Source organism: Bifidobacterium hapali, from assembly GCF_002259755.1.
In the GTDB taxonomy this organism is placed as follows: domain Bacteria; phylum Actinomycetota; class Actinomycetes; order Actinomycetales; family Bifidobacteriaceae; genus Bifidobacterium; species Bifidobacterium hapali.
This window is the reverse complement of the sequence record NZ_MWWY01000021.1, coordinates 1-25,400: the sequence shown is the minus strand read 5'-3', so window position 1 is coordinate 25,400 and position 25,400 is coordinate 1. Positions and strand designations below refer to the sequence as shown.

The window sequence follows — 25,400 nt, the reverse complement described above, 5'->3', positions numbered from 1 at the left end:
TTGATCTCCTGACACAGATTTATTCAGACCGGTCTGATGTGGGCATGGACTGATCATGAAACGGTGATATTCCGCTTCCTTATGAGCAGTCCATGCCCACAGTCGTATGTGACGGAACCGGGATGATTCGCGTGTGGCAGGGCAGTGTTGCCGGCCTGATTAGGTACGATGGTGCACGGACAGGACCTGATGCTACGTGGTTGGCATTGGGCAACCGATATCACAGACTGTGAGGGAATAGCACTATGCCGAAAATGTTCGGAACCGATGGCGTTCGTGGACTGGCGAACAAAGATCTGACCGCAAAACTGGCACTTGACTTGGGTGACGCTGCTGTGCGCGTGCTGGGAGACTCCGGTACTAAAGACGATCAGCCTGAAGGCCGTCGTCGTGCGCTGGTCGGCCGTGATACGCGCGTTTCTGGTGATTTCCTCGCCGCGGCACTGTCGGCTGGCATGGCCGCCGGCGGATTCGACGTGATTGACGCGGGTATTATCCCAACTCCTGGCATCGCCTACCTTACCTCTGTGCTCAACGTCGAGATGGGTGCGGTGATTTCCGCATCGCACAATCCAATGCCCGATAACGGCATCAAGTTCTTCGCGCGCGGTGGTTTCAAACTGCCCGACGGCAAAGAAGACGACATTGAAGCCGTACTCGGCAAAGATTGGGAACGCCCGACCGGTGCCGGTGTCGGCCGTATCAGCCATGATTCCGTGACCGCAACCAACCTGTACATCGATCATCTCGTGTCCACAATCGCGCCGCTCAACCCAGACAAAACCCAGCCCAAGCCGCTCAAGGGTCTGAAGATCGTAGCCGACTGTGCTAATGGTGCAACCTCTGTGGTCGCCCCCGAAGCCCTGCGTCGTGCGGGTGCCGAAGTCATGGTCATCAACGCATCTCCGGACGGTTACAACATCAACAAGCACGCTGGCTCCACTCATCCCGAACAATTGCAGGCGATGGTGAAAGCCACCGACGCTGCAATGGGTGTCGCGTTCGACGGTGACGCCGACCGTTGCCTCGCCGTGGACGAAGACGGCAACATGGTCAACGGCGATCAAATCATGGGCATTCTCGCACGCGCCAAGAAAGAAGCCGGCAAACTCGCAGACAACACACTCGTCGTGACCGTGATGAGCAACCTCGGACTGAAGCTCGCCCTCAAAGACATGGGCATCAAGACCGTACAGACTGCTGTTGGCGATCGTTACGTACTCGAAGAGATGCTGCGCGGCGGATACACGCTCGGCGGCGAACAGTCCGGCCATGTCATCAACCGCGAATTTGCCACCACCGGTGACGGCACGCTCACCGCACTCACCCTGTGCAACGAAGTTGTCCGTTCCGGTAAGAGCCTCAAGCAGCTTGCTGCAGATTTCCCTCAACTGCCACAGACACTTGTCAACGTGCCAAACGTCGACAAAATGGCCGCCACTACAAACGCCAAAGTACAGGCTGCTGTCGAACGCGAATCCAAGCTGCTCGGCGATACCGGCCGTGTGCTGTTGCGTCCGTCCGGTACCGAACCGCTGGTTCGCGTGATGGCCGAGGCCGCCACCCAGCAGCAGGCAGATGAAGTGTGCGCACGCCTCGCAGCGGTTGTCGCTGAAGAACTCGCCCTGTAGTAATTTCTCCTGCATCTGCAAGTTTGGCCGTACGCGTGCGCATATTCTCAGCACGCGTACGGCTCTTTCACATTCCACGACTTACACATAAGGAACGATAAGGAACCACTACTCATGTTCACAAAAAACGCCAAAGTCGACATCGAACTCAACCGCGCCGTTGAACAACTCATCAAAACCGGCGGCAAAGAGCACATTCTGCCAATCGTGCAAGCCGGCGAACCAGTATTACGGCAACAAACCGCACAATACACCGGTCAGTTGAGCCGTAAAACACTCGACAAGCTCATCGACACCATGCATACCACCATGCTCGAAGCCCCTGGCGTGGGACTTGCCGCCACACAAATCGGTCTCGGACTTGCGCTCGCTGTTGTCGAAGATCACCTTCGCAATGATGAAGACGATCCCCGTGAAATCGCCGAATTCCCATTCCACGTCATTATCAACCCGAGTTATGAGCCAGCTGGAGAGGAAACCCGCAGTTTTTACGAAGGCTGCTTGAGTTTCGACGGATATCAGGCTGTACGCAAGCGTTGGCTCGATATTACCGCACGTTGGCAGGACGAGGACGGCAACCGTCACGAAGAACACTTGCACGGTTGGCCGGCACGCATTTTCCAGCATGAAACGGATCATTTAAGCGGCGAACTGTACATCGACAAAGCTGAGATTCGTTCGCTTGCCACTACGGAAAACCTTGAGGACTTGTGGGCTGACGATCCAGTGCCGACCGAAGCTGCGGCCGAGCTTGGCTTCACGCTGTAGCGTTGCGATTTGATAGCTTTGCTACAAACGAGGTACTCGCACGACTAGTATCGGCGATACAATAACAAACGGCAGTCGACCCATATGGGCGGCTAGCCGTTTTGTTATATACGCATAATTGCCATAATTGCAGAGGAAGAACCATGTCAGAACCTAATGGTGCGCACGGGCAGACCGGCGCAACCACCGACGAAAGCCTCGAAGGCCGTGTCAAATCAGCGAAAACCCCCAACCGTTGGTGGCTGTGGGCTATCATCGCAATCGTTGCTGTTATCGCAATCGTCGTCGGCGTGAACATCGTCAAACCAAACAAGCAAACCAATACTACAGTCGTTGGAACTGGTAACGTGGCTGCATCGAACACAGCCGACAGTATCACTATCGGACTCAAACTCACACCCACTAATCTTGATATTCGTACTACATCCGGGTCCGCACTCGACCAAGTACTCATCGGCAACGTGTACGAAGGTCTTGTTGCACGCGACGAAAACAACCAAGTCGTGCCAGCCATCGCCAAAAGCTGGGACGAATCCGCAGATGGCCTGACGTACACGTTCCATCTCAACGACAACATGACCTTCTCCAACGGCGACGCACTCACCGCAGAGGATGTCAGCTGGTCCATCAACCAGCTCATCAAAAACCAGTATCATGACGCCGAATCGTTGAACATGGTCAAGTCCGTCACGGCGAACGATAATGCGAAAACTGTCACAATCACGCTCAACACCGCCAACTCGAATCTGCTATGGACACTCACCGGACGCGCTGGACTCGTCTTCGACAAGGACGCCAAGTACGATGCGAAAACTGAAGCGATCGGCTCCGGCCCGTACCTGCTTGACAAGTTCGTGACCAACGATTCGATCACATTCAAAGTCAATCCGACATATTGGGGTACGCACAAAGCCAAGACACAGACCGTCATCATCAAGTATCTCGCTGACGACAACGCGGCCGTGAACGCGCTCAAATCAGGCGACGTGCAAGTCCTCGCGCCAATCACCGAAAATCTCGCCGCACCGTTCACCAAAGACAGCGAACACTACACCGTCAAAGCCGGCGACGACACCGACAAATACGTGATGGCGTTCAACTCGAAAGGCGAGAAAACTGCCGACAAACGCGTGCGCCAAGCCATCCGATACGCCATCAACCACGACGAACTCATCGCCTCGCGCGGCGGCGCTGATAAAGCACTCGGCGGCCCAATCCCATCGCTCGACCCGGGTTACGAAGACTTGACCGGCCTCTATCCGTATGATCTCGACAAAGCCAAATCGCTCATGGCTGAGGCTGGCTACAGCGAAGACAAACCGCTGCAACTGACCATCACCTATGCGAACATCTATGGCACGGAAATCGGCGACCAACTGCGCTCGCAACTCGCTAAGATCGGTATCGACCTCAAGGTGAACGTCGTCGAATTCTCCACATGGCTGCAAGACGTGTACACAAACAAAAACTACGATATTTCGCTCGTGGATCACAACGAAAGTCACGATTTCTACCAGTGGGCGGACCCGACGTACTACTACAACTACGACAACGCCGAAGTGCAAAAACTGTACGCGCAGGCGATCGCTGCCACTGACGACGCTACGCGTGACACGCTGCTCGCCAAGGCTGCGAAACTCGTGTCCGAGGATGCGCCGGCCGACTGGCTGTTCAACTACCGCGTCACTACGGCATGGGCGAACGGGGTGAAGGGGTTCCCGGTCAACCTCAACCAGACGCTGCTGCCGCTCTACAACGTGACCTACACAAAGTAGTGAGTTTGAACGGTATCGCAAGCGTTGTGCGGTGACCGCGTGGTGTGGGGATATGCTGTTCGCGACACACTCAAGGCCGTTCGGCCAAGCCTACGGTCGCGAGCAGCATATCCCAACACCACGCTCGTTACGTTGGTATGTTGCGCTACGTTTTGCCATGAAGGAAGACCATGAGATTCATAGTTCGACGATTGCTACTGTTTGCGGCGGCGCTGTTTGGCGTGTCTGTGGTCGTGTTTGTGGCGTTGCGGATTCTGCCGGGCGATGTGGCGTCTGTGATGGCGGGACTCAACTCGCCGGCTTCACGAGTGGATGCGCTGCGCGAACAGTTTGGTTTGAACCGTCCGCTGACTGTCCAGTATTTGGACTGGGCTGGGGGATTGGTGCGCGGTGATTTTGGCACGTCAATTTTAACCGGTCGGTCGGTGACCTCGCTTGTTGCTGGGCGTGCGGCGATCACGTTTCCGCTCATTGTGCTCGGTTTGCTGATCGCGATGCTGATCGGTATTCCGCTGGGGGTCGCGGCCACGTTGGCACGCTCGTCGTGGGCGCGTACGGCGTTTCATGTGATCGCCTTGATCGGCGGGGCGATTCCGGCCCTATGGGGCGGCCTGTTGCTGGTCCTACTGTTTTCGCGCGGCAGCGGTCTTATCGGATTGTTTCCCTCGCAAGGATTTCCTCTTGACGGCTGGGCGACGCCGGTTACGGCGCTTTGGTCGCTGATTTTGCCAGCACTCACGGTTGGCATTATCGTCGGTGCTTCGCTGATGCGATACACGCGTTCAGCACTTGGCGACATTGCGGCATCCGGTCATATTGACATGGCAATGGCGTGTGGCATGACACGACGTCAAGCGGTTATACAGGTCGGCTTGCGACTCGCCATGCCGCAGCTCGTGTCGGTGATCGGTCTGACCTTCGCGGAAATGATCACTGGCGTCATGGTGATCGAAAACCTATTCGCACTGCCCGGCATCGGCTCCGGTCTGGTGACCGACCTTGGCAATCGTGACCTGATCGCTGTGCAAAGCGAACTGTTCCTTCTTGCCGCATTTTTCTTGGCATGTGGACTGCTGGTTGATCTGCTGCATCGCGCGCTTGACCCACGACTGGCATCGGTGGCGAACATATCGGAGGTGGTGTCATGAGTGAGTCAGCGACGTCTCGCCAATCTCGATCTCAGTCTCAGTCTGCTCAGTCTGCGGCTGCGGAATCGTCAGCGCAGCCAGCTGCAACGATCATCATGCGTTCGCTGTGGCAACGCAGTGAAGGTAAATTCTCGTTGATTGTGCTCGGATTATGGCTGATCGTTGCGATTGTATCGATATTCTGGACGCCGCAGCCACTGCTCGCTACTGACGGTTACCATGTGTGGGCTGCGCCATCCGCTGCGCACTGGCTTGGTACTGATGGTACTGGAGCGGATGTGCTCAGTTGGCTCATGGCCGGCTCGCGCACGAATTTACTTATCGTGATCTTGACTGTCCTGTTCGCCGCTGCGTTCGGCATGTTGCTGGTCGCCGCGATGGTGACACGTTGTAGTGCGCTCGCTGCAACGTCCGTGGTCGTGATCGATGCGTTGATTTCGATCCCGACCGTGCTGCTTGCACTGATTCTTGCCGTGCCGCTCGGCGCATCAATTGCGGTGATCGTAGTAGCCTGCGGATTTGGATACGGACTGAATTTGGCTCGTGTGGCACGGTCGGCTGCACTATTGGCCGCACGTTCGGCATATGTCGAGTCGGCAATGGCCGGTGGCGCGTCCGGATGGTGGGTGTTTACGCGGCATATCGTGCCGAATATCGTTCCTGTACTGCTCGTACAGCTTTCCCTGTCGGCTGGCACGGCTGTGCTTGCCGAAAGTGGATTGACATATTTGGGTATTGGCGTGCCATCTGGCGTACCGAGTTGGGGACATTCGCTTGCCACGTCGGTTAAGTTCATTAACGTGTATCCGTTGACTGTATTGTGGCCGGGACTGATTGTTACCGTGGTGGTCGTCGCGCTCAACGTGTTCGGTGACGTGCTGCGTGATGCAATCGACCCGCTGACCAACACAGGGCTACGAAGATGATCATGATGATTCGGGGTGGGGTGCGGACGATAGTGTGTTGCTCGACACACTCCGGGCCGTTCGGCCAAGTCTTACGGTCGAGCAACACACTATCGTCCACACCCTGCGAAGACATATGAAAGCGACGTTTTGTGTAGAAGAAGAGCATGTGATGAATATGAACGAGGGTTGTGGCGATGATATGTTGCCCGACCGTAGGCTTGGCCGAACGGCCTTGAGTGTGTCGGGCAACATATCATCGCCACAGCCCGGCGCAAGAACGAATATGAATCGAGATTCTGTCCGGCAGGGAGAACTCACATGAGCGTTGAGATTCGCGGATTAAATGTGACCATTGACGGCAAGTCCATTATTCGAGACGTGAATATGGATATTGCTGATGGTGAGCGCGTTGGATTGATCGGCTCATCTGGGTCTGGTAAGTCGATGATATCGCGCGCGATTATGGGGTTATTGCCGACAAACGCAACCGTATCTGGTTCAATTCGGCTTGCAGATCGTCAGATCGTCGGGGCAAGCGATCGCGAACTAGCTGATCTGCGCGGCCGATATGTGGGTATGGTGTTTCAAAATCCGGCCGCATCGCTGAACCCAGTGATGACCGTATCTCGGCAGATCGCCTTGCCATTGCGATTGCACTACGATCTGACTCGTACTGAACGACTCGATCGCGTGCAAGCGATGCTCGACAAAGTTGGGCTTCCTGCTGACGTAGCGACGAAATATCCGCATGAACTTTCCGGCGGCCAACAGCAGCGCGTCGGCATTGCAACCGCTTTGATCACGTCACCGCGATTCATCATCGCCGACGAACCAACCACGGCACTCGACTCAATCGTGCAACGACATATCGTTGATCTACTCGTATCGCTAGTCGATGATGCGGGCGCGTCTATGCTGTTCATCACCCATGATTTTGCTGTACTCTCGCGAGCGGCTACATGTTGCTACGTGCTTGACAACGGTGCGATCGCGGAAACTGGTACTACTGCTGATCTGCTTGATCATCCTTCCACAGAACAAGCCGTGCATCTCGTCTCGGCAGCTCGCGAGTTGTCGCTCAACAATGCAACGATTGCCGCAACGTCGGCTTGTGTGACTGGAATGACTGCCTCGCGCGGCGGAACTGAGCAAACGCATACTCGGCTATACGACTCGGACATACGCCAAGAGGATGGTGAGTGACATCATGACTACTGAACTTACACCCGTTCTCACTGCTTGCCATATTGATAAGTATTTCGGCCGTGGTGGCGCTCGCCAACACCGCAAGCAAGTGCTGTTTGACGTGTCTGTTGACGTATATCCCGGCGAATGTCTCGCGGTTATCGGCGGGTCTGGTTCGGGCAAATCCACGCTGACGCGCATTATGCTCGGTCTGGAATCAGCTGATTCAGGCACGGTCTCATATAATGGTCATCCATTGCCGGTCGCAAATCTTCGCCGCGAGTCAGGACTGGTTTTTCAAGACCCGTTTTCCTCGCTTGACCCGCGTTGGCGTGTGAGTCAATCCGTTGCTGAACCGTTGCGTATTCAACGCCGAGATCTGTCTCGCGTCGAGATTGACAATCGTGCGTGTGCCGCATTGCGGACGGTCGGTCTTGATCCGACAATATTTGCTGACCGTTTCCCGATTGATCTGTCTGGAGGACAAGCGCAACGAGTCGCTATCGCGCGCGCGATTGTCAACGAGCCGAAGATCATTCTGGCCGACGAACCGATGAGTGCAATCGACGTTGCCGCGCGATTGCAGATTCTCGATGCATTCGCCACTATCCGTGAGACATGGCGCGACATGGCGATGATTATCGTGTCTCATGATCTTGGCATCGTTCAGCACGTCGCCGACCGTGTTCTCGTACTCCACGATGGTCATGTTGAAGAATATGGTCCAACTGAGCAAGTGCTCGCCAGTCCGGCGTCTGACTACACGCGCCAACTCATCGACGCCGCAACGCTCTGACTGAACTGGCGTGATTGACAACGGCAATCATTGGTTATATGGTTAGTTACATAAGTAACTAACCAATGAAGTTTGGTGCATCGCATGAGTAAGGGGTGATGCAATCCGTGCGCTTTGATGATTCGAGTGGCGAGCCGTTGTTCCGACAAGTCGCAAACCAGCTTGCCGAGGCGATTATCGCCGGCACATATCGTGACGGCGACCAAGTCCCCAGTACTACCGAGATCTCGACAACATATCGCATCAACCCGGCGACCGTGCTCAAAGGCATGAACCTACTCGTCGAACGAGGATTGCTCGAAAAACGCAGGGGATTGGGCATGTTCGTAACAACCGGCGGCCAAAGGCGGGCGATGGAATCCAAACGCAACGAATTTCTCAGCGAACAAGTTCCACATTTCGTCACGGAAGCCAAACGACTTGGGTTTGATGTCAATGAACTCAACGCCATCATCAGGGAGGAATATCAACCATGAACCTGACGATTACCAATCTCACTAAAGCATATGGCTCGAATACCGCCGTCGCTGCGCTCGACCATGTCAATCTTGTTTTGCAACCCGCTATCTACGGCCTATTTGGTCGCAATGGTGCCGGCAAATCCACGCTGCTCAGTCTTATCGCGAATCGCCTGTTACCTACCTTTGGCTCAATCAATCTCGACGGTGTAAACGTACGAGATAACGAGCAAGCACAAAGCCACATTTACCTCGTCAACGAAACGCTGCCATTCCTCTGGCCGGTACGCGTCAGCTCAATCTTCCGCCGCGAGGAACGCTATTACGGTGGTTTTGACTGGGGATTTTCTGCGCGTATGCTTGCCCAATTCGGCATCGAACCAGGCCGTGCGTACAGTCAGCTTTCGCGTGGACAACGTCAGATCGTGCGACTGGTCGCAGCCCTGTGCGTGCCGACTGACGTAGTGCTATTCGATGAGCCGGTCAGTAGTCTTGATGCGGCAAGTCGCGAGCGTTTTTACCAATTCGTACTCGAATCATACGCCAGCTGCCCGCGCACCATCATTATCGCAACGCATATCATCAATGAGATCGCGGGCGTTATCGAACGTGCGATCATACTCGATCGCGGTACAGTAACGGATGAATTCGCTGCAGAATCAGTCAATTCACTCGCTACAACGCTGGTTGGCGATGCGCATACCGTCAGCAATTTCGTCACTGACGCATGTCTTACCGTACTCACTTACGAAACACTCGGTCGACTTGCCAACGTGACCGTTCGCGGTGGCGTTGATGCGAACGAGTTACCGGACGGTATCGTCACCAGCGAGCTTAGCTTGCAAGAGTATGTCATCGCCGTAACTGAAGGTGAAGCGAGCGCAGCGCGTTCGGCTCTCAGTGAATCGTTGCCAGCCGTTATTGAGACTGCGGCAGTTGCAACGGCCACAACATCTACACTGTTCACAGCGAAGGGGGAGTGATTAATGATGCTTCGTCAACCGCGCCGACTCAGTCGTCAAGCAACGACGATGGCAAAGCGATGTGCCATTCTATACACGACTATGCTCATCATTCCGCTCGTGGGGATCGCTATATCTGCGTATACTGCCTATGCGCAGTCGAGTGATGGCAAGGCCGCGATGATTGGCTTCTCACCGTATGGTATTGATCTGGAAGGCCGCATGTTTTCGTTCCTATTTGCGGTAGGCGTGATCTGGTTTGTTGGATTCTTCGATGTGGAACTATGTCACGGTGTCTCGCGGCGGTCGTTCGTGAATGTGTCGCTGATTGCGGGCGCGGTAGCTTCGGCGGCGGCGACGTTGGTGCTTATGCCAGTGCGATATATGGGTATTGCAATGACACGTTCTGCGCAATCCGCGCCTCAATCAGGCAAGAGTATGCTGGCGTATTTGGAAAGTTCACGATCTGATCGATTCCAGTATGCGTGGGCTCACTGTAGAAATTTGGACGAATGGACATCCGGTTCGCTGTGCGAGACGTCAAGCATCGTGTCGTATGACTGGCTGTATATCTCGATGAAGTTCTTCTCGTTGATGCTTATCGTTACTGCGTTGGGCATGCTAGTCGGTGCGGTGATGGCGTGGGTGGTCAACGGGAATACGGTACGGCGTATTGGCGGAGTGGTACTGCTCGGCATAGTGATTGTGATAGTTGAACTCATGCGACCAGTGTGGTATGCCGGTGATTCGTATAGCGCTGCGCTGCCGAGAGTCGTGCATTGGACGCGCAATGTCCTGACAGGCATCGTGATTCGATATACCGACAGTGGTGGTCAGGATATGACGTATGTTGCGTGGATTGCCTTGGTGTTCTCGCTGCTGCTGTTTGCGATATGTGCATTTGTTGTAAACCGGATGACGTTGCGCCGCGAAGTTCACTCCTCGCGTCGTCGTGTGATCTGACTGATCGTGGACGATCCTGTTTTATCACAGCGGCTCTCTTGCTAGATCTCTCGGCTCCCCTTGTCAGGGGAGCTGTCAGCGTAGCTGACTGAGGGGTAGTCAACACCTTTGGAACAGTCAAGGGGTGCTACTACCCCTCAGTCGACTTCGTCGACAGCTCCCTGACAAGGGGAACCAAGAGCGCGATGTCAGTTGGCTATGTTGAACGTGCCACCGGTGAAAAACGAGGCGATTGATTGCACGACTTGTTTGGTTAAACCGATATACGCTTCATCATTGCGCCACGCTACATGCGGAGTCAATATAATGCCCGGCACACTACGCAGCGGATCGTCCATCGGCAACGGCTCGTGATCAAATACGTCGAGTGCAGCGCGAATATCGCCGCGTGATAATCGCGCAGACAATGCGCCCGGTTCAATAATCTCAGCACGCGCAGTATTAATAAACAACGTTCCGGGCCGCATACGATCAAGTACAGCAGCTGTTACGATACCTCGCGTGGAATCAAGCAACGGCAAGTGCAAACTCACAATATCTGAAGCCGCCATGAGATCGCCCATATCGTCGATCAACGTCACACCGAAGGTACGTGCAACGCTCGGGTCAACATGCGCATTCCATACGGCCACCTGCATGCCAAATCCTTGAGCAATGCGCGCCACTGCACGGCCAATACCGCCGAATCCCACCAAGCCTAACGTTTTATTGTGCAATGCGTAACCGTCGGCGCCGGTCCAATCGCCGTTCTTGACTTCGGTATTGAGCCGTCCGACTTCGCGTGCCAGCTCCATAATCAGTGCAAACGTGTGCTCAGCCACCGCATGATCGCCGTAATGCACGATATTGCATACGCGCACATCGTGCTCGCGCGTACGCTGCAAATTAATGTAGCTCGCCACACCAGTGCCGCCGAACGCAAAACAACGTACATGACCTGCCCTGCCGTCGAATCCGCAGAATCGGTCAAGCATGGCATCCGGTACGTGAAAACCGATCACCATCACCGCATCGGCGTCAGCAGAACGCGCGAGAATCATGTCGCTGTCAGATACGCAATCGGTATACATACGAACGCGCGCAATATCATGCAACAACTCAAGATTCGCCGTGAACGGGCCAATCATGGACTCAATAACGCTCGGCATCACCACCAGCGGCAGGTCAGTGCGCTCGGGTTGAGTCTCGATCACGCGCGGATACGTGTGCTGTATGCGCTGTGTGCGCTGCGGTTGCTGTGGGTGTTGCGTGCTCTGGGTGTGCGGTTCGCTCATACGTTCACTCTAACGCGGCAGTGTGAACGTATGAGCGTTCGGCACGGCAGCTGACATCCAACTCACCAGTTCGGATTAACAGTTTGCATAGCAACGCCATCGGTCATTACCTTGAATCCGAAACGCTCGTAGAATGACGCATTCTTACTTTCTTCCGGCATGACTTCGACATAGAAGAAATCGCGGTACTTCTCTTGAATCATCTTGACCATGTGCCCAGCAATACCATGTCTTTGATAGTCAGGATCAACGAGCACGTAATGCATGTATGCGAGCATTGCACCATCATCCAGTGCGCGCACCAAGCCGACAAGTCGGTCACCATCCCATGCTGAAATTACCGTCGAAGAGCCCATCAACGCTTGATACAACTTGTCAGGATACTCACCCGATACCCATCCAACTGAACGGAACAGCTGCTGCACTTGCTCTCGAGTAAACGTGCGTTCTTCAGTGTAGGTGATGGTCATGTGAACTTCTCGCTGCGGTATTGTCGCGTCAATATGTGGTGAATGTTCGCTCATCATATGGTGTGCAACAATGCATACTTGCTGTCGCGTCCACGATATGGCGTGATGGTGGAATTGCGAGGAGGGTTTTTGACTCGATACCGTGCTATGATAAGGCGCGTTGTCAAGGCAGTGATCCGTTATCAGCGGGGAGTCTTCGGAAGAACAGTGCTGTTGTGTGACGAGTGTCATACAACAGCACTTAGTAGAACCGACGGGATCGGCCCGAGATAGCCGAACTCAAGCGGTCGCATAGTGACTCGTCATGTTTCGACATGACACAGACGGTGTGCGACAAGCGAGGTGGTACCGCGGTGAACGGCGGTCGGCGCACAGCCGAAGCCAGCTGATCATCGTCCTCGTAGGCAGTAATGACATTGACCGTCATGCGCGCCGCGAGGCTCGCTTAACGATATGCCAATGAAGTTGCTGTAGGACAGAGCAAAACATTGACAGGAGAATCATGGTGAGTGAAACCACCGGTCATGTGTACCCCAAGGCAAACGAGGGCGGCGAAACCGCATCCGTCGCGCCAAACCCGAGCTTTCCAAACATGGAAGAAACCGTTCTCGACTACTGGGACAAAGATGACACGTTCCAGAAGTCAGTTGAACGTCGTCCTTCTGGCGACCATAGCCAGAACGAGTTCGTATTCTTCGACGGCCCGCCGTTTGCGAACGGTCTGCCGCACTACGGTCACTTGCTGACCGGCTATGCGAAGGATGTTATTCCGCGCTACCAGACCATGAAAGGTCACAAGGTCAACCGTGTTTTCGGTTGGGACACGCACGGTCTGCCTGCTGAGCTTGAGGCGCAGAAGGAACTTGGCATCGATTCGGTTGATCAGATCGAAAAGATGGGCATTGACAAGTTCAACGATGCATGCCGTGCTTCCGTGCTCAAGTACACGCGTGAATGGCAAGATTATGTGCATCGTCAGGCTCGTTGGGTGGACTTCGAGCACGGTTACAAGACCCTCAATATTCCATACATGGAATCAGTAATGTGGGCCTTCAAGCAGTTGTACGATAAGGGTCTCGCGTATCAGGGCTATCGCGTGCTGCCGTACTGCCCGAAGGATCGCACGCCGCTTTCGGCGCACGAGCTGCGTATGGACGCCGACGTATATCAGGATCGTCAAGACACCACTGTGTCTGTGGCAGTCAAAATGCGCGATGAAGACGATGCTTACGCTGTCTTCTGGACCACTACGCCGTGGACCGTTCCCACCAACTTCGCTATCGTAGTCGGTGCAGACATTGACTACGTTGAAGTCAAGCCCACCGAAGGTAAGTTTGCTGGCAAGAAGTTCTACCTCGGCAAAGACCTGCTGCCACACTATACCAAGGAACTCGGTGAGAACTACGAGGTCGTGCGCGAACTCAAGGGTTCAGAACTCGAAGGCCGCCGCTACTGGCCAGTATTCCCATATTTTGCGGGTGACAAGGCCGAATCGGAAGGCAATGTGCCCGGTCCGAACGGCTACACGATTTTCACCGCTGATTACGTCGATACCGTTGAAGGTACTGGTCTGGTTCACCAGGCTCCTTACGGTGAAGACGATATGAACACGCTCAACGCGCACGGTATCAAGAGCACGGATGTGCTCGACGCTGGTTGTCGTTTTACCGCACAGTGCCCAGAATATGAGGGCATGTTCGTGTTTGACGCCAACCTGCCAATCCTGCGTAACCTACGCGCCGGTGACGGTCCGCTCGCGTCCATCCCTGAGGAACATCGTGCGATCCTCTTCCAAGAGAAGAGCTACGTACACTCCTATCCGCACTGCTGGCGTTGCGCCACACCGTTGATCTACAAGCCGGTGTCGTCGTGGTTTGTTTCTGTTACTAAGATCAAGCCGCGTTTGTTGGAATTGAACCAGCAGATCAACTGGATTCCAGAAAATGTCAAGGACGGTCAGTTCGGCAAGTGGCTCGCGAACGCGCGTGACTGGTCGATCTCACGCAACCGTTTCTGGGGCTCTCCGATCCCTGTGTGGGTTTCCGACGATCCGAAGTATCCGCGCGTCGACGTATACGGTTCTTTGGAAGAGCTGAAGCGTGACTTTGGAGACTATCCGCGTGACCGCGATGGCAACGTGAACATGCACCGCCCGTGGATCGACAATCTGACTCGTCCGAACCCAGACGACCCGACCGGCAAGTCGACCATGCGCCGCATTAGCGACGTGCTCGACTGTTGGTTTGAGTCCGGTTCGATGTCGTTCGCACAGTTCCACTATCCGTTCGAGAACAAGGAAAAGTTCGAACAGCACTTCCCGGCCGACTATATCGTCGAATACATCGGCCAGACGCGCGGTTGGTTCTACCTGCTGCATGTCATGGCAACTGCGCTGTTCGATCGTCCAGCATTCAAGAACGTAATCTGCCACGGCATCGTGCTCGGCTCCGACGGTCAGAAAATGTCCAAGCACCTGCGCAACTACCCGGATGTCAATGGAGTGTTCGACAAGTACGGTTCCGACGCGATGCGTTGGTTCCTCATGTCCTCGCCGATCCTGCGCGGCGGTAACCTGATCGTCACCGCCGAAGGCATTCGTGACACGGTTCGCCAGGTCATGCTGCCGGTGTGGAGCTCCTACTACTTCTTCACGCTGTATGCGAACGCAGCCAATAAGGGCGCCGGATTCGATGCTCGTGCGTTGCGCGCTGACGAGGTCGCGGCTCTGCCGGAAATGGATCGATACCTGTTGGCACGTACGCGCCGACTGGTCGAATCGGTGGAACGCTCGCTTGACGAGTTCGCGATTTCTGACGCTTGCGATGCGGCCGCCGACTTTATCGACGTGCTCACCAACTGGTACATTCGCAACACTCGTGACCGCTTCTGGAATGAGGACGCGAACGCATTCAACACGCTATACACCGTGCTTGAAGTGTTCATGCGTGTACTCGCGCCGCTCGCGCCGATGGAAGCTGAATCCGTGTGGCGCGGCTTGACCGGTGGTGAATCAGTGCATCTGACTGACTGGCCGTTCGTGACGGATGCTGCGAGTGGTGAAGCGACTGAACTCGGTCGCGTGCTGGTTGACAATCCGCAGCTGGTCAACGCAATGGAGAAGGTGCGCGAGGTTGTCTCTGGCACGTTGTCACTGCGTAAGGCTGAGCAGATTCGTGTTCGTCAGCCGCTCGCCAAGCTCACCGTTGTGGTCGAAGATGTGAATGATGTTCAAGCGTATGCTGACATTCTCAAGTCTGAGCTCAATGTGAAGGATATCGAGTTCTGCACGATGGAGGATGCTGGTACGAAGGGTCTGCGCATTGTTCATCAACTGCGCGTCAACGCTCGTGCGGCTGGTCCGCGACTCGGCAAGCAGGTACAGTTCGCGATCAAGGCGTCCAAGAGTGGCGACTGGCATGTGGATGCTGCGACCGGCGCGCCTGTTGTCGCGACACCGAACGGTGATGTGGCGTTGGAGAGCGGCGAATATGAGCTCATCAACCGCGTGGAAGAGGAGAATGCTGCTGAAGCAGCTTCATCCGTGTCCGCAGCACTGCCGACCGGTGGTTTCGTGATCCTCGACACGGCGTTGAATGACGATCTCGTGGCTGAAGGGTACGCCCGTGACGTGATCCGTGCTGTGCAGGATGCGCGTAAGGACGCCGGACTTGACATTGCGGATCGTATCTCGTTGAAGCTCACGGTGCCGGCAGCTGATGCGCCAAAGGCTGAGCAGTTCCGTGACCTCATCGCGCGCGAGACGCTGGCTGAAGCGGGCGTTGAGATTGTCTCCGATGCGCAAGCTAGCGAGTTGGCTGTGAACGTCGTTAAGGCGTGAGCTGCTGCATATCGCCGTCTGTAGCAAATCTGACGACGATATAACGTAACTGCTGAATAATGGGGTGGACCGGATTCCGGTCCACCCCATTGCTGTAGATGGAGAAGGGAGTCTTTCTCCTTCTACAGCTCTAATAGACCACACTATGAAGTTTGTAATGATTCAAGTGGCGATAAACTCCGATTTGGCATGTCTTGTGCGCATAGCATCGGACATGTGGATTGAAATATAGTGTGGTTGATGAGTGATAACTTGCTCGCTGAGAGTGCTAGATGGGAACGCTCTAGATTTGTTCCTGCCTAGCGCTCTCATTCACGAATTTATGAATGTAGGTTCAACGGCGAGTGGGGTATGGGAAGTTTGTGTTGTTTCGGGTTGGTTTGTGGGTGTGGTAATTGGGGATAATTGGGGTCTTTTATAATCTGTGAGGTAGATTTCGCTGTTTGCAGGGGTCTTTCTGCGATCTGAGAGGCACCGTAGTTCGGTTACAAGGCTAATATATATCCCCGAAACCTCTTAATATGAGGGCGGAATGCAGAATGCGGTAAGAACGCCTGCCTCTCAGATTGAAGAAAGACTCATGCGCAATCGAAAATCTGCCTCTCAGATTGCACGTTGCAAGAGCACAACACGGATGGGAGCACTGAGTGGCGGTTTTCTCTCGCTGACAGTGGTCTCAGCGAGCGTTTTCTGCCACGCAGAATGGGTTGTGGCGGTTTTGCTCACTGAGCACTGCTCAAGCGAGCAAAACCGCCACGCGCATCGACCTAGTCCTCAGTCAGCAAAGCCAGCGCAGACGACTTGAGCATCACAAATGTGCAGGTAGCGGTGGATGGTTCGCCGATTGTGCTATGGATAGGTGGAATCTGTTGATTGTTTAGCGACAGATCTGTGTACGGAGAGCACGGATTGAAATACTGCCAGTCACATGTGTGCCAACGCGGTGATCAGCATGCGCTTGATGTTGTCATACGCCGGATATACCAATGCCAGCGTATCAGGAAACGCTGGTTTACTGATTACCGTTTTGACATGACTGAATTCAAGAAAACCGGCGTATCCATGATACGAACCCATGCCGGACGCTCCCACACCGCCAAACGGCAGTCGGCTCGAAATCAAATGACCGAGCGGTAAGTTAAATCCAAGCGCTCCTGAGCTTGTCTCTCGTTCAAACAGTCGACGTACGGTACGCCGCCGCGAAAATACGTAACATGCCAGCGGACGTGGTCGCGCATTGATAAACGCAATTGCCGATGCGGCGTCAGCAATCTCTATCACAGGCAGAATCGGTCCGAAAATCTCTTCTTGCATCACTGGTGCACTCGCTGACACATGCGTGAGCACGGTTGGTGCAATATAACGGTCGCTGCGATCGCCCGTTCCGCCGCAAACGACATGTGCGGCCGACGACGGATCATCAGCACGCGGCATAAGTGACATCAACCGATCGTAATGTCGTTCGTTAATAATACGGGCGTAACTATTTGATTGTTGTGGATTGTTGCCGAAAAACAGTTTCGTGGCGCGCGCGATACGTTGCGCGAGATCGTCGGCAATATCGGACGTTGCGAGCACATAATCTGGTGCGACGCACGTCTGTCCAGCGTTGATAAACCGACCCCATGCGATACGTTTCGCGGCTACGTCAAGATTTGCAGTTCTGTCCACAAATACCGGCGATTTGCCGCCTAACTCCAGTGTTACTGGTGTGAGCTGCTTCGCTGCCGCTGCCATTACGATACTGCCAACTCGGCCGCCGCCTGTATAGAAAATATGGTCGAACGATTGATCGAGTAACTTGCTTGTTTCGTGAGGGCCACCTTGGATAACGGCGAACGCATCGCGATCAAGATAGCGTGGAATGAGATCCGCTAACGTTTGACTGGTAGCGGGGGAGAGTTCTGAAGGCTTGAGACATACGCAATTGCCAGCAGCGATCGCATCAACCATTGGTTCAAGACTGAGCAGAATCGGGTAATTCCACGGAGAAATTACGAGTGCTACGCCTTTCGGTTCAGCCACTGTCCACCCAGTTGCCGGTTGTAATAGCCAATGAATCGGCTTCATGCGCCGTGCTGACCAATGTGCTAGACGCGGGCGTACGAATCGAATTTCTTCGAGTATCAAGTTAATCTCCATGAGCATCGTCTCGGAGATTGGCTTGTCGAAATCGTTGCGCACTGCGCGAGTCAGTGTATCCGCATGATCACGCAATAAACGCTCCATTGCGTTCAGCTGCGAACGTCGCCACTTAAGTGATCTGGTTTTGTTAGAGCGGAACGTATGACGCAAGTGAGTAACGATTTGTTGTGCTGATTGGGTCGAATGATCGTTCACTTGAGAAGTCTGTATATTGATTGTCTCGTATGTCATTGTCGTTTCCGTTCAGAGATGATGTATCGCTGATTCACACGTTAGCGGTTATCTGCACTTGCGTGTTATGCGTGTTATGCGTGCTGTGACTGTCCGCTGCGACCAACAAACGCATCCATACAGTCATTCAATCCAAACAACGCATAGATTGGATCGGATAGTTCTGGCGGCAATGCAGCGACTACAGTTGCCACAGCGGCAAATGGCGGCAAAATAAGCCGTTCGTGACCCTTTGCGATCGCGTCCACGATGCGATCGGCCACATATTCCGGCTTGAGAATCGGTAGCAATTGTGGGAATCGCGTTGTCACGCCTGCAAACATACCGGTGTCGATGTAATACGGGCACACCACTAGCGTGCGCACGGACGAGTGAGTTTTCTTGAGCTCCGAACGTAGCGCATTGGTAAAACCGACGGCGGCGAACTTACTTGCTGCGTAGTCGGTTTGTCGAGCTGTGGCGACAAGTCCTGCTGCTGAAGCAACGGTAACACTTACCGCGCGATGATGACGACGAAGTTCTGGCAGTAGTGCCTTGTTGGTCCAATACAGGCTTAACGTGTTCACTGCGAATGTGCGGCGAATCTGTTGCTCGGTAAGCTGTTCGAAATCTGCACCGGAGACGATACCTGCATTATTAATGAGTATGTTGACTTTACCGAGTGCGGTGATCGTATCGCGCGCCGCCTGCTGGACTGCAGTATTGTCAGTGATGTCTACTGCGAACGCGACCGCGTGACCGTGAGTAGTGGGGGATTGGTTGATTGCATCTGCAGTGTGGTGTGCTGCGTCGCTGTTGATATCCCAGATTGCGACATTGCCTCCTTCGGCTGCGATACGTTCGGCCATGAGCCGGCCGATACCTGAACCGGCGCCTGTGATTACTGCTGACGCTCCTGCGAAGCGATGTGTTACGTGCATGAAACCTCCAACCCTACCGTAATATCACCTTCATCATAGGCTGGTTAACGTCGGATAATTGACGAATTGTCGTATAATGTCACATATTTAGGTTGTAAGTGCGAGCGATTGCGGTGGAATTATATGCTTACGGCTGGTGTGGACGTATCATTCTTTAGCAGAGGAAACTGCCGCATATCGGTGACGTCAGCAATATCAGCGTGAGTGGCGGAAATCTCTCACTGAGCTGCTCAGTGAGAGATTTCCGCCACTCACGCTGTCAATATGGTGACCCCGGCCGGGCTCGAACCGGCGACCTTGAGATTAGAAGTCACATGCTCTATCCACCTGAGCTACGGGGCCAAACGAGGTGACAGTATATCAGTACGGCAGTACTGTATTCAACATGGCCGGTATCTGTGGTTGATATTGGGGGAGTTATTGTGTTGGGAACGGTCGGTTGTTCTATACTATTCCGTATATCATATATTTATGAGCACCGCAGTGACGCAGCAAGCGAAGAAGCTTAATGTACATCAAGCAAGCATATGGAGTATAAAAACGCCTATAATAATGCTCCTATACAGACCATAGTATCTACTGTATTAAATTTTCTTGTTGCCTTAATACCGAGTGCACAGACAATTTTGGTAGCAAAACTAACGTCAGCGTTAAACAATAATGATACATCAACTGCATTATTATTAGGTTGTATTGTAGGAATACTTGTTGCAGGATATTTATCAATACAACAAATTGATTACACGTTACAGCGCATGCTCCAAAGTGCCATTATAGAGAAAGCACATAGTCAATTAAATCTTGAATATGCTCGTCTCGAACCAATACATATTATACGTTCAGATATAAGCAACGCAGGGCAAGCAGCACGAGAAGCAATCAATTCATCAAAGCTTGGAATGCAAATAGTGGCATTGCAATCCGTTCTTTTTGCAATCACAGTATGTTGTTCACTGCTGATAACAATATGGTCAATTAGTCCATTATCGTCTGCGTTTATTTTTACCTGCTTATTACCACTCAGTATTGCAACCATGATTTATGCCAAGAAAGAAGGGTCTTACTGGGATAAGATCTCTGCATGTACTCGACAAGCACAATATCGAGAAAGTGTATTGTCAGGGCAAAGCACGGCATCTGAATTGTCGTTGTATGATAGTCAACATTGTATGGCTGAGTGGGCAAACAGCAACAGAAGTACAATAAGGAAATTGTTTACAAAGCTCGATAAGTTCTCAATTTTGACAGATGGAATAGCGGGACTTTGCTCTATAGTTCTTCTATCTTGCGCACTACTCACCATGATTTCAACAGGAGCTGATACAGCATCAATAGCAGGTGGAATCGTAGGTGTGCTGTCTGGTATTGGAGCAACAAGCAATGTTGGATATGCGCTAGGCGAATTATTGTCATCATCTAACGCCGTATCGGCATATATGCGTTTCATAAATATAGTAGAAGATTGTTGCAATACCACGGCGATACCAGACGTAGCACAACAGCAAGAAATAATATGTGAAGATGATTATATATCAATAGAAAATATGTCGGCATATTATCCAGATCAGCAAGAGCCGTCAATATCGGATATTTCTTTCACTGTAAAACGGGGCGAGATAGTAGGTTTTGTAGGAGAAAATGGGGCTGGTAAAACTACTACAATAAAGGGCCTACTAGGCATGATTGAAAATAAATGCGACAGGTGTACGATATATGGTCACGATTTTAGAACAATGGGATATGAACAGCGACATCAATTTATTAGTGTTCTTACGCAAGATTACGGAAGATATGAATTAACAGTTCGAGAAAATCTATTATTGGGAATTCAAGGCAAAGAAGTAAGCGATGGTGCACTGTGGGAGGCATTACGACAAGCACATGGAGACACCATGGTCAAGAATATGCCCAATGGTTTGGATACACAGCTCGGAAACCAATGGAACGGCCAAGGACTTTCTGGCGGAGAGTGGCAAAGACTGGCTCTCGCGCGACTCATATTAAGAGACTCGCCAATTCGCATTTTTGATGAAGCAACCAGCAATATCGATGCGCAAACAGAAGAATCCATATTTGAGGAAATTAAAAAAGATTCCCATGAATATGCGACTATAATCATATCTCATCGAGCATGGACTTTACGTAATGCAGATCGTATTTATGTATTCCATAATGGGCATATTATAGAATCAGGGTCATACTGTAATTTGTCTAAAAAAGGAACATATTTTTCAGAACTGTTTTCCAGTCAAAAACATATAGAAGAGATGTGACAAATAAATGAAAAAAAGATTGTTTTAATGATCCTCAGAGTAAAGGTTACACAACCTATTTGCGGAGATGATAAGTGTACGCAACGACGATAAATTTCTTATAGCTCGGCTCCCCTAACAAGGGGAGACGAGCTATAAGAGGTAGTGAACTCGTTAGCTTGTTAATGCGCAGGATACTGGCAGAGAGTGGAAATTTACTGCTCGCTTGACACCCATCCGGTCGCGTGGCGAGCATACCGCTTGCGCATGAGTACACATCCGGTGCCAGATACGGTAAGGATTGCAGCCAGAGTAGCGACAGCAGTCGCATCCGCGCCAGTATTTGGCACAGTCTTATTCGTAGACTTCTTAGCGGCCTCGGCCGCCTGCTTCTTCTTAGCGGCTTCCTCTTCTGCCTTCTTACGAGCTTCTTCCTCGGCTTTCTTCTTTGCTGCTGCCGCCGCAGCCTCGGCATCAGCCTGGGCTTTCTTTGCTGCAGCGAGCTCGGCATCGGAAGCATCTTTATCTGCCTTCTCCGCATTATACGCTTGCTGAGCAGCTGCATACGTTGCTTCGGCCTTGGCGACTGCTTGCTTGGCAGCAACCAGCGTACCTTGTGCTTCAGCTAATGCCGTCTTGGCCTTGCCAAGAGCAGCTGGGGCATTCTGATACTTAGCAATCGTTGCCTTCGCGGCATCCAGTTGAGCCTGCGCAGTCTGCTTATCAGCAGTACTCTGATCAAGAGTCTTCTGTGCAGCGGCGAGTTCAGCATCAGCCTTCGCGATCGCCTTGTTCGCTGCATCAACAGCCTGTTGAGCTACTGCAACAGCCGCATCGGCTTTCGCTTTATCCGCTATTGCTACAGAATGATCAGCACGCGCCGCTTCCTCAGCTTTCACAGCAGCAGCGAGTTCAGTATCAGCCTGTGCGATTTGTGCTTCTGCCTGAGTTGCAGCCGCCGCTGCATCCTTCGCTTGTTGATCAGCCTGATTAATAGCCTGCTGAGCATCTGCGACTTTAGCGTTTGCACTGTCTACCGCAGTCTGCGCTGCTTCAACTTTGGCAGTCGCCTTATCAAGTGCCAACTGTGCGGCTGCAGTGACCTTCTGAGCAGCTTCATACGCGGCAGTCTTCGCAGTCTGATCAGCCTTCGCTTTCTTCAGCGCTTCCGACTTGTCGCCCTGTGCTGCCAGCGCGTCATCGTATGCTTTCTGCGCAATATCAACCGCGGCAGCTTTCTCTTTGGCTGTCTGCTGTGCGGATGCTAACGCATCTGCTGCCTGCTGAGCGGTAGTTTTATCCGCAGTGAGCTTGGATTCTGCAGTTTTCACGTTTGCAGCTGCCGTATCTGCCGCTGCCTGCGCGTCCTTGTACGTTTGATCGGCGTTCTCTAGTGACGACTTATATGCTTGAATATCGTCACGCATTTCAGTGGTGGTCATCACGCGGCCATCATCTTTTGCTGTGCTGATTTCCTGTGCGTAGACGTCTTTCATGGTGTAACCCTGATAGGTGACGTATCCATTTTGACTGACGCCGAAACCTGTCACCTTGCCGTCAGGATTTGTAAGATTGAGATAGTGACCGACTTGCCAATACAAATCAGGATGCTGAGTATAAATCTCATATGCTGACAGATCCTTTAATGTGGGATCTGCGGCCACTGCCTTGTCCCAGATGGCTTTTTCTTCGGTATACCAGCCAACGTATGGGTCGCGAGCTCCCCATGCAAGGTTCTCTGCAGCATACGAATCATGCTGATGAGAGTGATCAATAATATGTTCAGCCCATCCAGCATTAGCTTGTGCAATGGCCATCAAACTGTCAGACACTTGTAATTCGCTAAGCCCATCAGCCTTGCGAATACGATTGCCTTCATCAATATAGTCAAGCGCTGCAAGCATGTTATCCAGCGTCGTAGCATCGCCTGATTTACCGATGTGTACATAATCTAGATACGGTGTTACTGATTTATCGGTCAGTACTTTATACGCGAGGCTATCTTTTCCTGCGCGATCTTGGAAATAAGCAAGAGAACCTTGCGCCAGCTTGGTCGTTGCCTCATCTGCGGCAGTTTTCGCCGCATCAGCCTTAGCTTGCAAGTCGGCGGCAGTTTTCTTTGCTGTTGCGAGCGCCGTTTCGTCGTTGCTTACGGTTTGATCAGCAGCATTTTTCGCGTTCTGTGCGACGGTAACTGCTTTGTCGGCCTTGGTTTTCTCGTCTTTTGCTGTGTTGAGTGCCTGTTCGAGTTTGGTGAGGTCGAGCGTGTTGTTTTCGAGGTTTTTGACGAGTTGATCGGCGGCGTCTTTAGCGGTTTTGGCGTTTGCTTCGGTTTGCTGGGCTTGCGTGAGCTGCTTAGCAGCGGTTGTCTTTGCTTGATCGGCTGTGGTCTTGGCGGCTTGCGCTGCATTAAGTTCGCGCTGTGCAGCAGCCAAATTAGCTTCCGCTGTAGCCTTGTCGCTTTTCGCTTGTTGTGCGGCTACATCGGCGGCGTCTTTAGCGTTTTGTGCTTTCGTTTTGTTTGCTGTTGCAGTGTCTTTAGCGGTTTGTGCTGCGAGAATGGCGTTGTTTGCGGCGTCAATCTTCGCTTGAGCGTTTGCTGCGGTCTTGTCGGCAGCATTCTTGTTGGCTTGTGCGTTCGTTAACTGATTCTGCGCAGTTGTCTTGTCAGCCTGTGCTTTGTTAACAGCAGTTTGTGTATCTGCAATGTGCTGATTAGCTACGTCGATTGCCTGTTGCGCGGTTGCGGCGTCAGCAGTAGCCTGTGAGATTTTTGCTTCAGCGTCTGCAACATCTTGTTGCGCTTGCGTGACGGTTTTCTCGGCTTGATCTACTGCAGTTTGTGCGTTGGTCTGATCGTTTTTTGCTGACTGCAGCGCGTCGGATGCTGCAGTCAATTGCTGTTGCGCGTTTGCTAGTGCGGCAGCGGCTGCATCGGCCTTTGCTTGTGCTTCGGTGACGCTTGTCGGAGCAGCTTGCTGATTGACATTTTCCGTGTTCTGCGATGCAGTGTTGTCGCGTCGGGGGAGGTGACGTTTTGTTGGACTTCGTTGTTTGAATAGTCGTTCGCAACGATAGCACGCGCGTTCAGGCGACGAGCCCAAGTTCGATGCGTTTGTCCATGATGCTCATTCCGTATTCGGTCTTGATGCGCTTGTCCCTGTACCAGACCATGTACTCGTCCAACAACGTGATGAACTCGTCGATTGAGACACCTTGGAAGCCTCGCTTGTGGAAGAACTCCTGCTTGAGCCGGCCGAAGAACCCCTCGGCGGCCGCGTTGTCCGGACTGCAGCCCTTCGCGCTCATCGACCGAGTCAGGCCGTGCTCCTCGCAGATGCGGATCCATTCGTCCCACCGGTAGTGGCATCCCCGGTCCGAGTGGATAATCGGCGTCTCGCCGGGCCTGAGCGTGGCGCACGCGTCCCCGAGCATCCCGTTGACCAATGCGGCGTTGGGGCTCGTGCCGATCGTCCAGGCGACCGGCATACCGTCGTAGCAGTCGATGACCGGCGACAGGTACACCTTGCCCGCCGGGATCCTGAACTCGGTGATATCCGTGACCCACAGCTCGTTCGGGTTCGCGGCATGGAAGTCGCGGTTGACGAGGTTGGCGGGCGCGCCGCCGATCTCGCCCTTGTACGAGGAGTAGCGCTTCGCGCTCTTGAACACGGGC

General features: G+C 53.1%; 18 protein-coding genes and 1 tRNA gene. 12 read left to right on the top strand and 7 right to left on the bottom strand.

Features of this window, described 5'->3' with window-relative positions:
- The first annotated feature begins 245 nt into the window (after positions 1-245).
- From glmM to BHAP_RS04630, 10 genes are all read left to right on the top strand, one after another.
- Positions 246-1,631, top strand: coding sequence for a phosphoglucosamine mutase (gene glmM / locus BHAP_RS04675; protein WP_094729594.1), 1,386 nt, complete (start codon positions 246-248; stop codon positions 1,629-1,631).
- Between the two features lie 114 nt (positions 1,632-1,745).
- A complete protein-coding gene (locus BHAP_RS04670; RefSeq protein ID WP_094729593.1) occupies positions 1,746-2,399 on the top strand; it encodes a peptide deformylase in 654 nt (217 codons plus the stop codon).
- A gap of 143 nt (positions 2,400-2,542) precedes the next feature.
- Positions 2,543-4,174, top strand: coding sequence for an ABC transporter substrate-binding protein (locus tag BHAP_RS04665; RefSeq protein ID WP_094729592.1), 1,632 nt, complete (start codon positions 2,543-2,545; stop codon positions 4,172-4,174).
- Between the two features lie 170 nt (positions 4,175-4,344).
- Positions 4,345-5,322: an ABC transporter permease gene (locus BHAP_RS04660; protein WP_094729591.1), complete on the top strand. Its 978-nt coding sequence runs from the start codon at positions 4,345-4,347 to the stop codon at positions 5,320-5,322.
- A gap of 95 nt (positions 5,323-5,417) precedes the next feature.
- Positions 5,418-6,248 (top strand): ABC transporter permease, encoded by an 831-nt coding sequence (locus BHAP_RS04655; RefSeq protein ID WP_244569311.1) that lies wholly within the window; start codon positions 5,418-5,420, stop codon positions 6,246-6,248.
- A 300-nt stretch (positions 6,249-6,548) separates the two neighbouring features.
- Positions 6,549-7,433, top strand: a complete 885-nt coding sequence (locus tag BHAP_RS04650) for an ABC transporter ATP-binding protein (RefSeq protein ID WP_094729589.1) — start codon at positions 6,549-6,551, stop codon at positions 7,431-7,433.
- Positions 7,434-7,437: 4 nt separating this feature from the next.
- Positions 7,438-8,211, top strand: coding sequence for an ABC transporter ATP-binding protein (locus tag BHAP_RS04645; protein ID WP_094729678.1), 774 nt, complete (start codon positions 7,438-7,440; stop codon positions 8,209-8,211).
- A 98-nt stretch (positions 8,212-8,309) separates the two neighbouring features.
- On the top strand, positions 8,310-8,687 hold the full coding sequence (locus BHAP_RS04640; protein ID WP_094729588.1) for a GntR family transcriptional regulator: 378 nt from the start codon (positions 8,310-8,312) through the stop codon (positions 8,685-8,687).
- Positions 8,684-9,652 (top strand): ATP-binding cassette domain-containing protein, encoded by a 969-nt coding sequence (locus BHAP_RS04635; RefSeq protein WP_094729587.1) that lies wholly within the window; start codon positions 8,684-8,686, stop codon positions 9,650-9,652. Before BHAP_RS04640 ends, BHAP_RS04635 begins: the two co-directional genes overlap by 4 nt.
- A 3-nt stretch (positions 9,653-9,655) precedes the next feature.
- Complete coding sequence (locus BHAP_RS04630; RefSeq protein ID WP_094729586.1) at positions 9,656-10,594, top strand: hypothetical protein; 939 nt, start codon at positions 9,656-9,658, stop codon at positions 10,592-10,594.
- Positions 10,595-10,782: 188 nt separating this feature from the next.
- Here BHAP_RS04630 and BHAP_RS04625 read toward each other — a convergent pair whose 3' ends face one another.
- Both BHAP_RS04625 and BHAP_RS04620 read right to left on the bottom strand, forming a co-directional pair.
- Entirely contained in the window at positions 10,783-11,742 is a 960-nt protein-coding gene (locus BHAP_RS04625) for a D-2-hydroxyacid dehydrogenase family protein (RefSeq protein ID WP_244569310.1), read from the bottom strand.
- A gap of 188 nt (positions 11,743-11,930) precedes the next feature.
- Complete coding sequence (locus BHAP_RS04620; RefSeq protein ID WP_094729584.1) at positions 11,931-12,338, bottom strand: GNAT family N-acetyltransferase; 408 nt, start codon at positions 12,336-12,338, stop codon at positions 11,931-11,933.
- Positions 12,339-12,843: 505 nt separating this feature from the next.
- On the opposite strand from BHAP_RS04620, the gene ileS reads away from it, so the two are divergent.
- Positions 12,844-16,176 (top strand): mupirocin-resistant isoleucine--tRNA ligase, encoded by a 3,333-nt coding sequence (ileS, locus tag BHAP_RS04615; RefSeq protein WP_143248740.1) that lies wholly within the window; start codon positions 12,844-12,846, stop codon positions 16,174-16,176.
- 924 nt (positions 16,177-17,100) lie between these two features.
- Here the strand turns inward: ileS and BHAP_RS04610 are convergent.
- From BHAP_RS04610 to BHAP_RS04600, 3 genes are all read right to left on the bottom strand, one after another.
- A complete protein-coding gene (locus BHAP_RS04610) occupies positions 17,101-18,552 on the bottom strand; it encodes an aldehyde dehydrogenase family protein (RefSeq protein WP_094729582.1) in 1,452 nt (483 codons plus the stop codon).
- Positions 18,553-18,626: 74 nt separating this feature from the next.
- Complete coding sequence (locus tag BHAP_RS04605) at positions 18,627-19,472, bottom strand: SDR family oxidoreductase (protein ID WP_094729581.1); 846 nt, start codon at positions 19,470-19,472, stop codon at positions 18,627-18,629.
- A 265-nt stretch (positions 19,473-19,737) separates the two neighbouring features.
- Positions 19,738-19,814, bottom strand: a tRNA-Arg gene (locus BHAP_RS04600).
- A 185-nt stretch (positions 19,815-19,999) separates the two neighbouring features.
- Here BHAP_RS04600 and BHAP_RS04595 point away from each other — a divergent pair.
- The gene (locus BHAP_RS04595) at positions 20,000-21,745 is read left to right on the top strand and encodes an ATP-binding cassette domain-containing protein (RefSeq protein ID WP_094729580.1); all 1,746 of its coding nucleotides are present in this window, start codon (positions 20,000-20,002) and stop codon (positions 21,743-21,745) included.
- Between the two features lie 194 nt (positions 21,746-21,939).
- Here BHAP_RS04595 and BHAP_RS04590 read toward each other — a convergent pair whose 3' ends face one another.
- The gene (locus BHAP_RS04590; protein ID WP_094729579.1) at positions 21,940-24,828 is read right to left on the bottom strand and encodes a CAP domain-containing protein; all 2,889 of its coding nucleotides are present in this window, start codon (positions 24,826-24,828) and stop codon (positions 21,940-21,942) included.
- The coding region (locus BHAP_RS04585; protein WP_143248737.1) for an IS3 family transposase at positions 24,812-25,400 on the bottom strand (589 nt) is incomplete at its 5' end. The genes BHAP_RS04590 and BHAP_RS04585, both read right to left, overlap by 17 nt.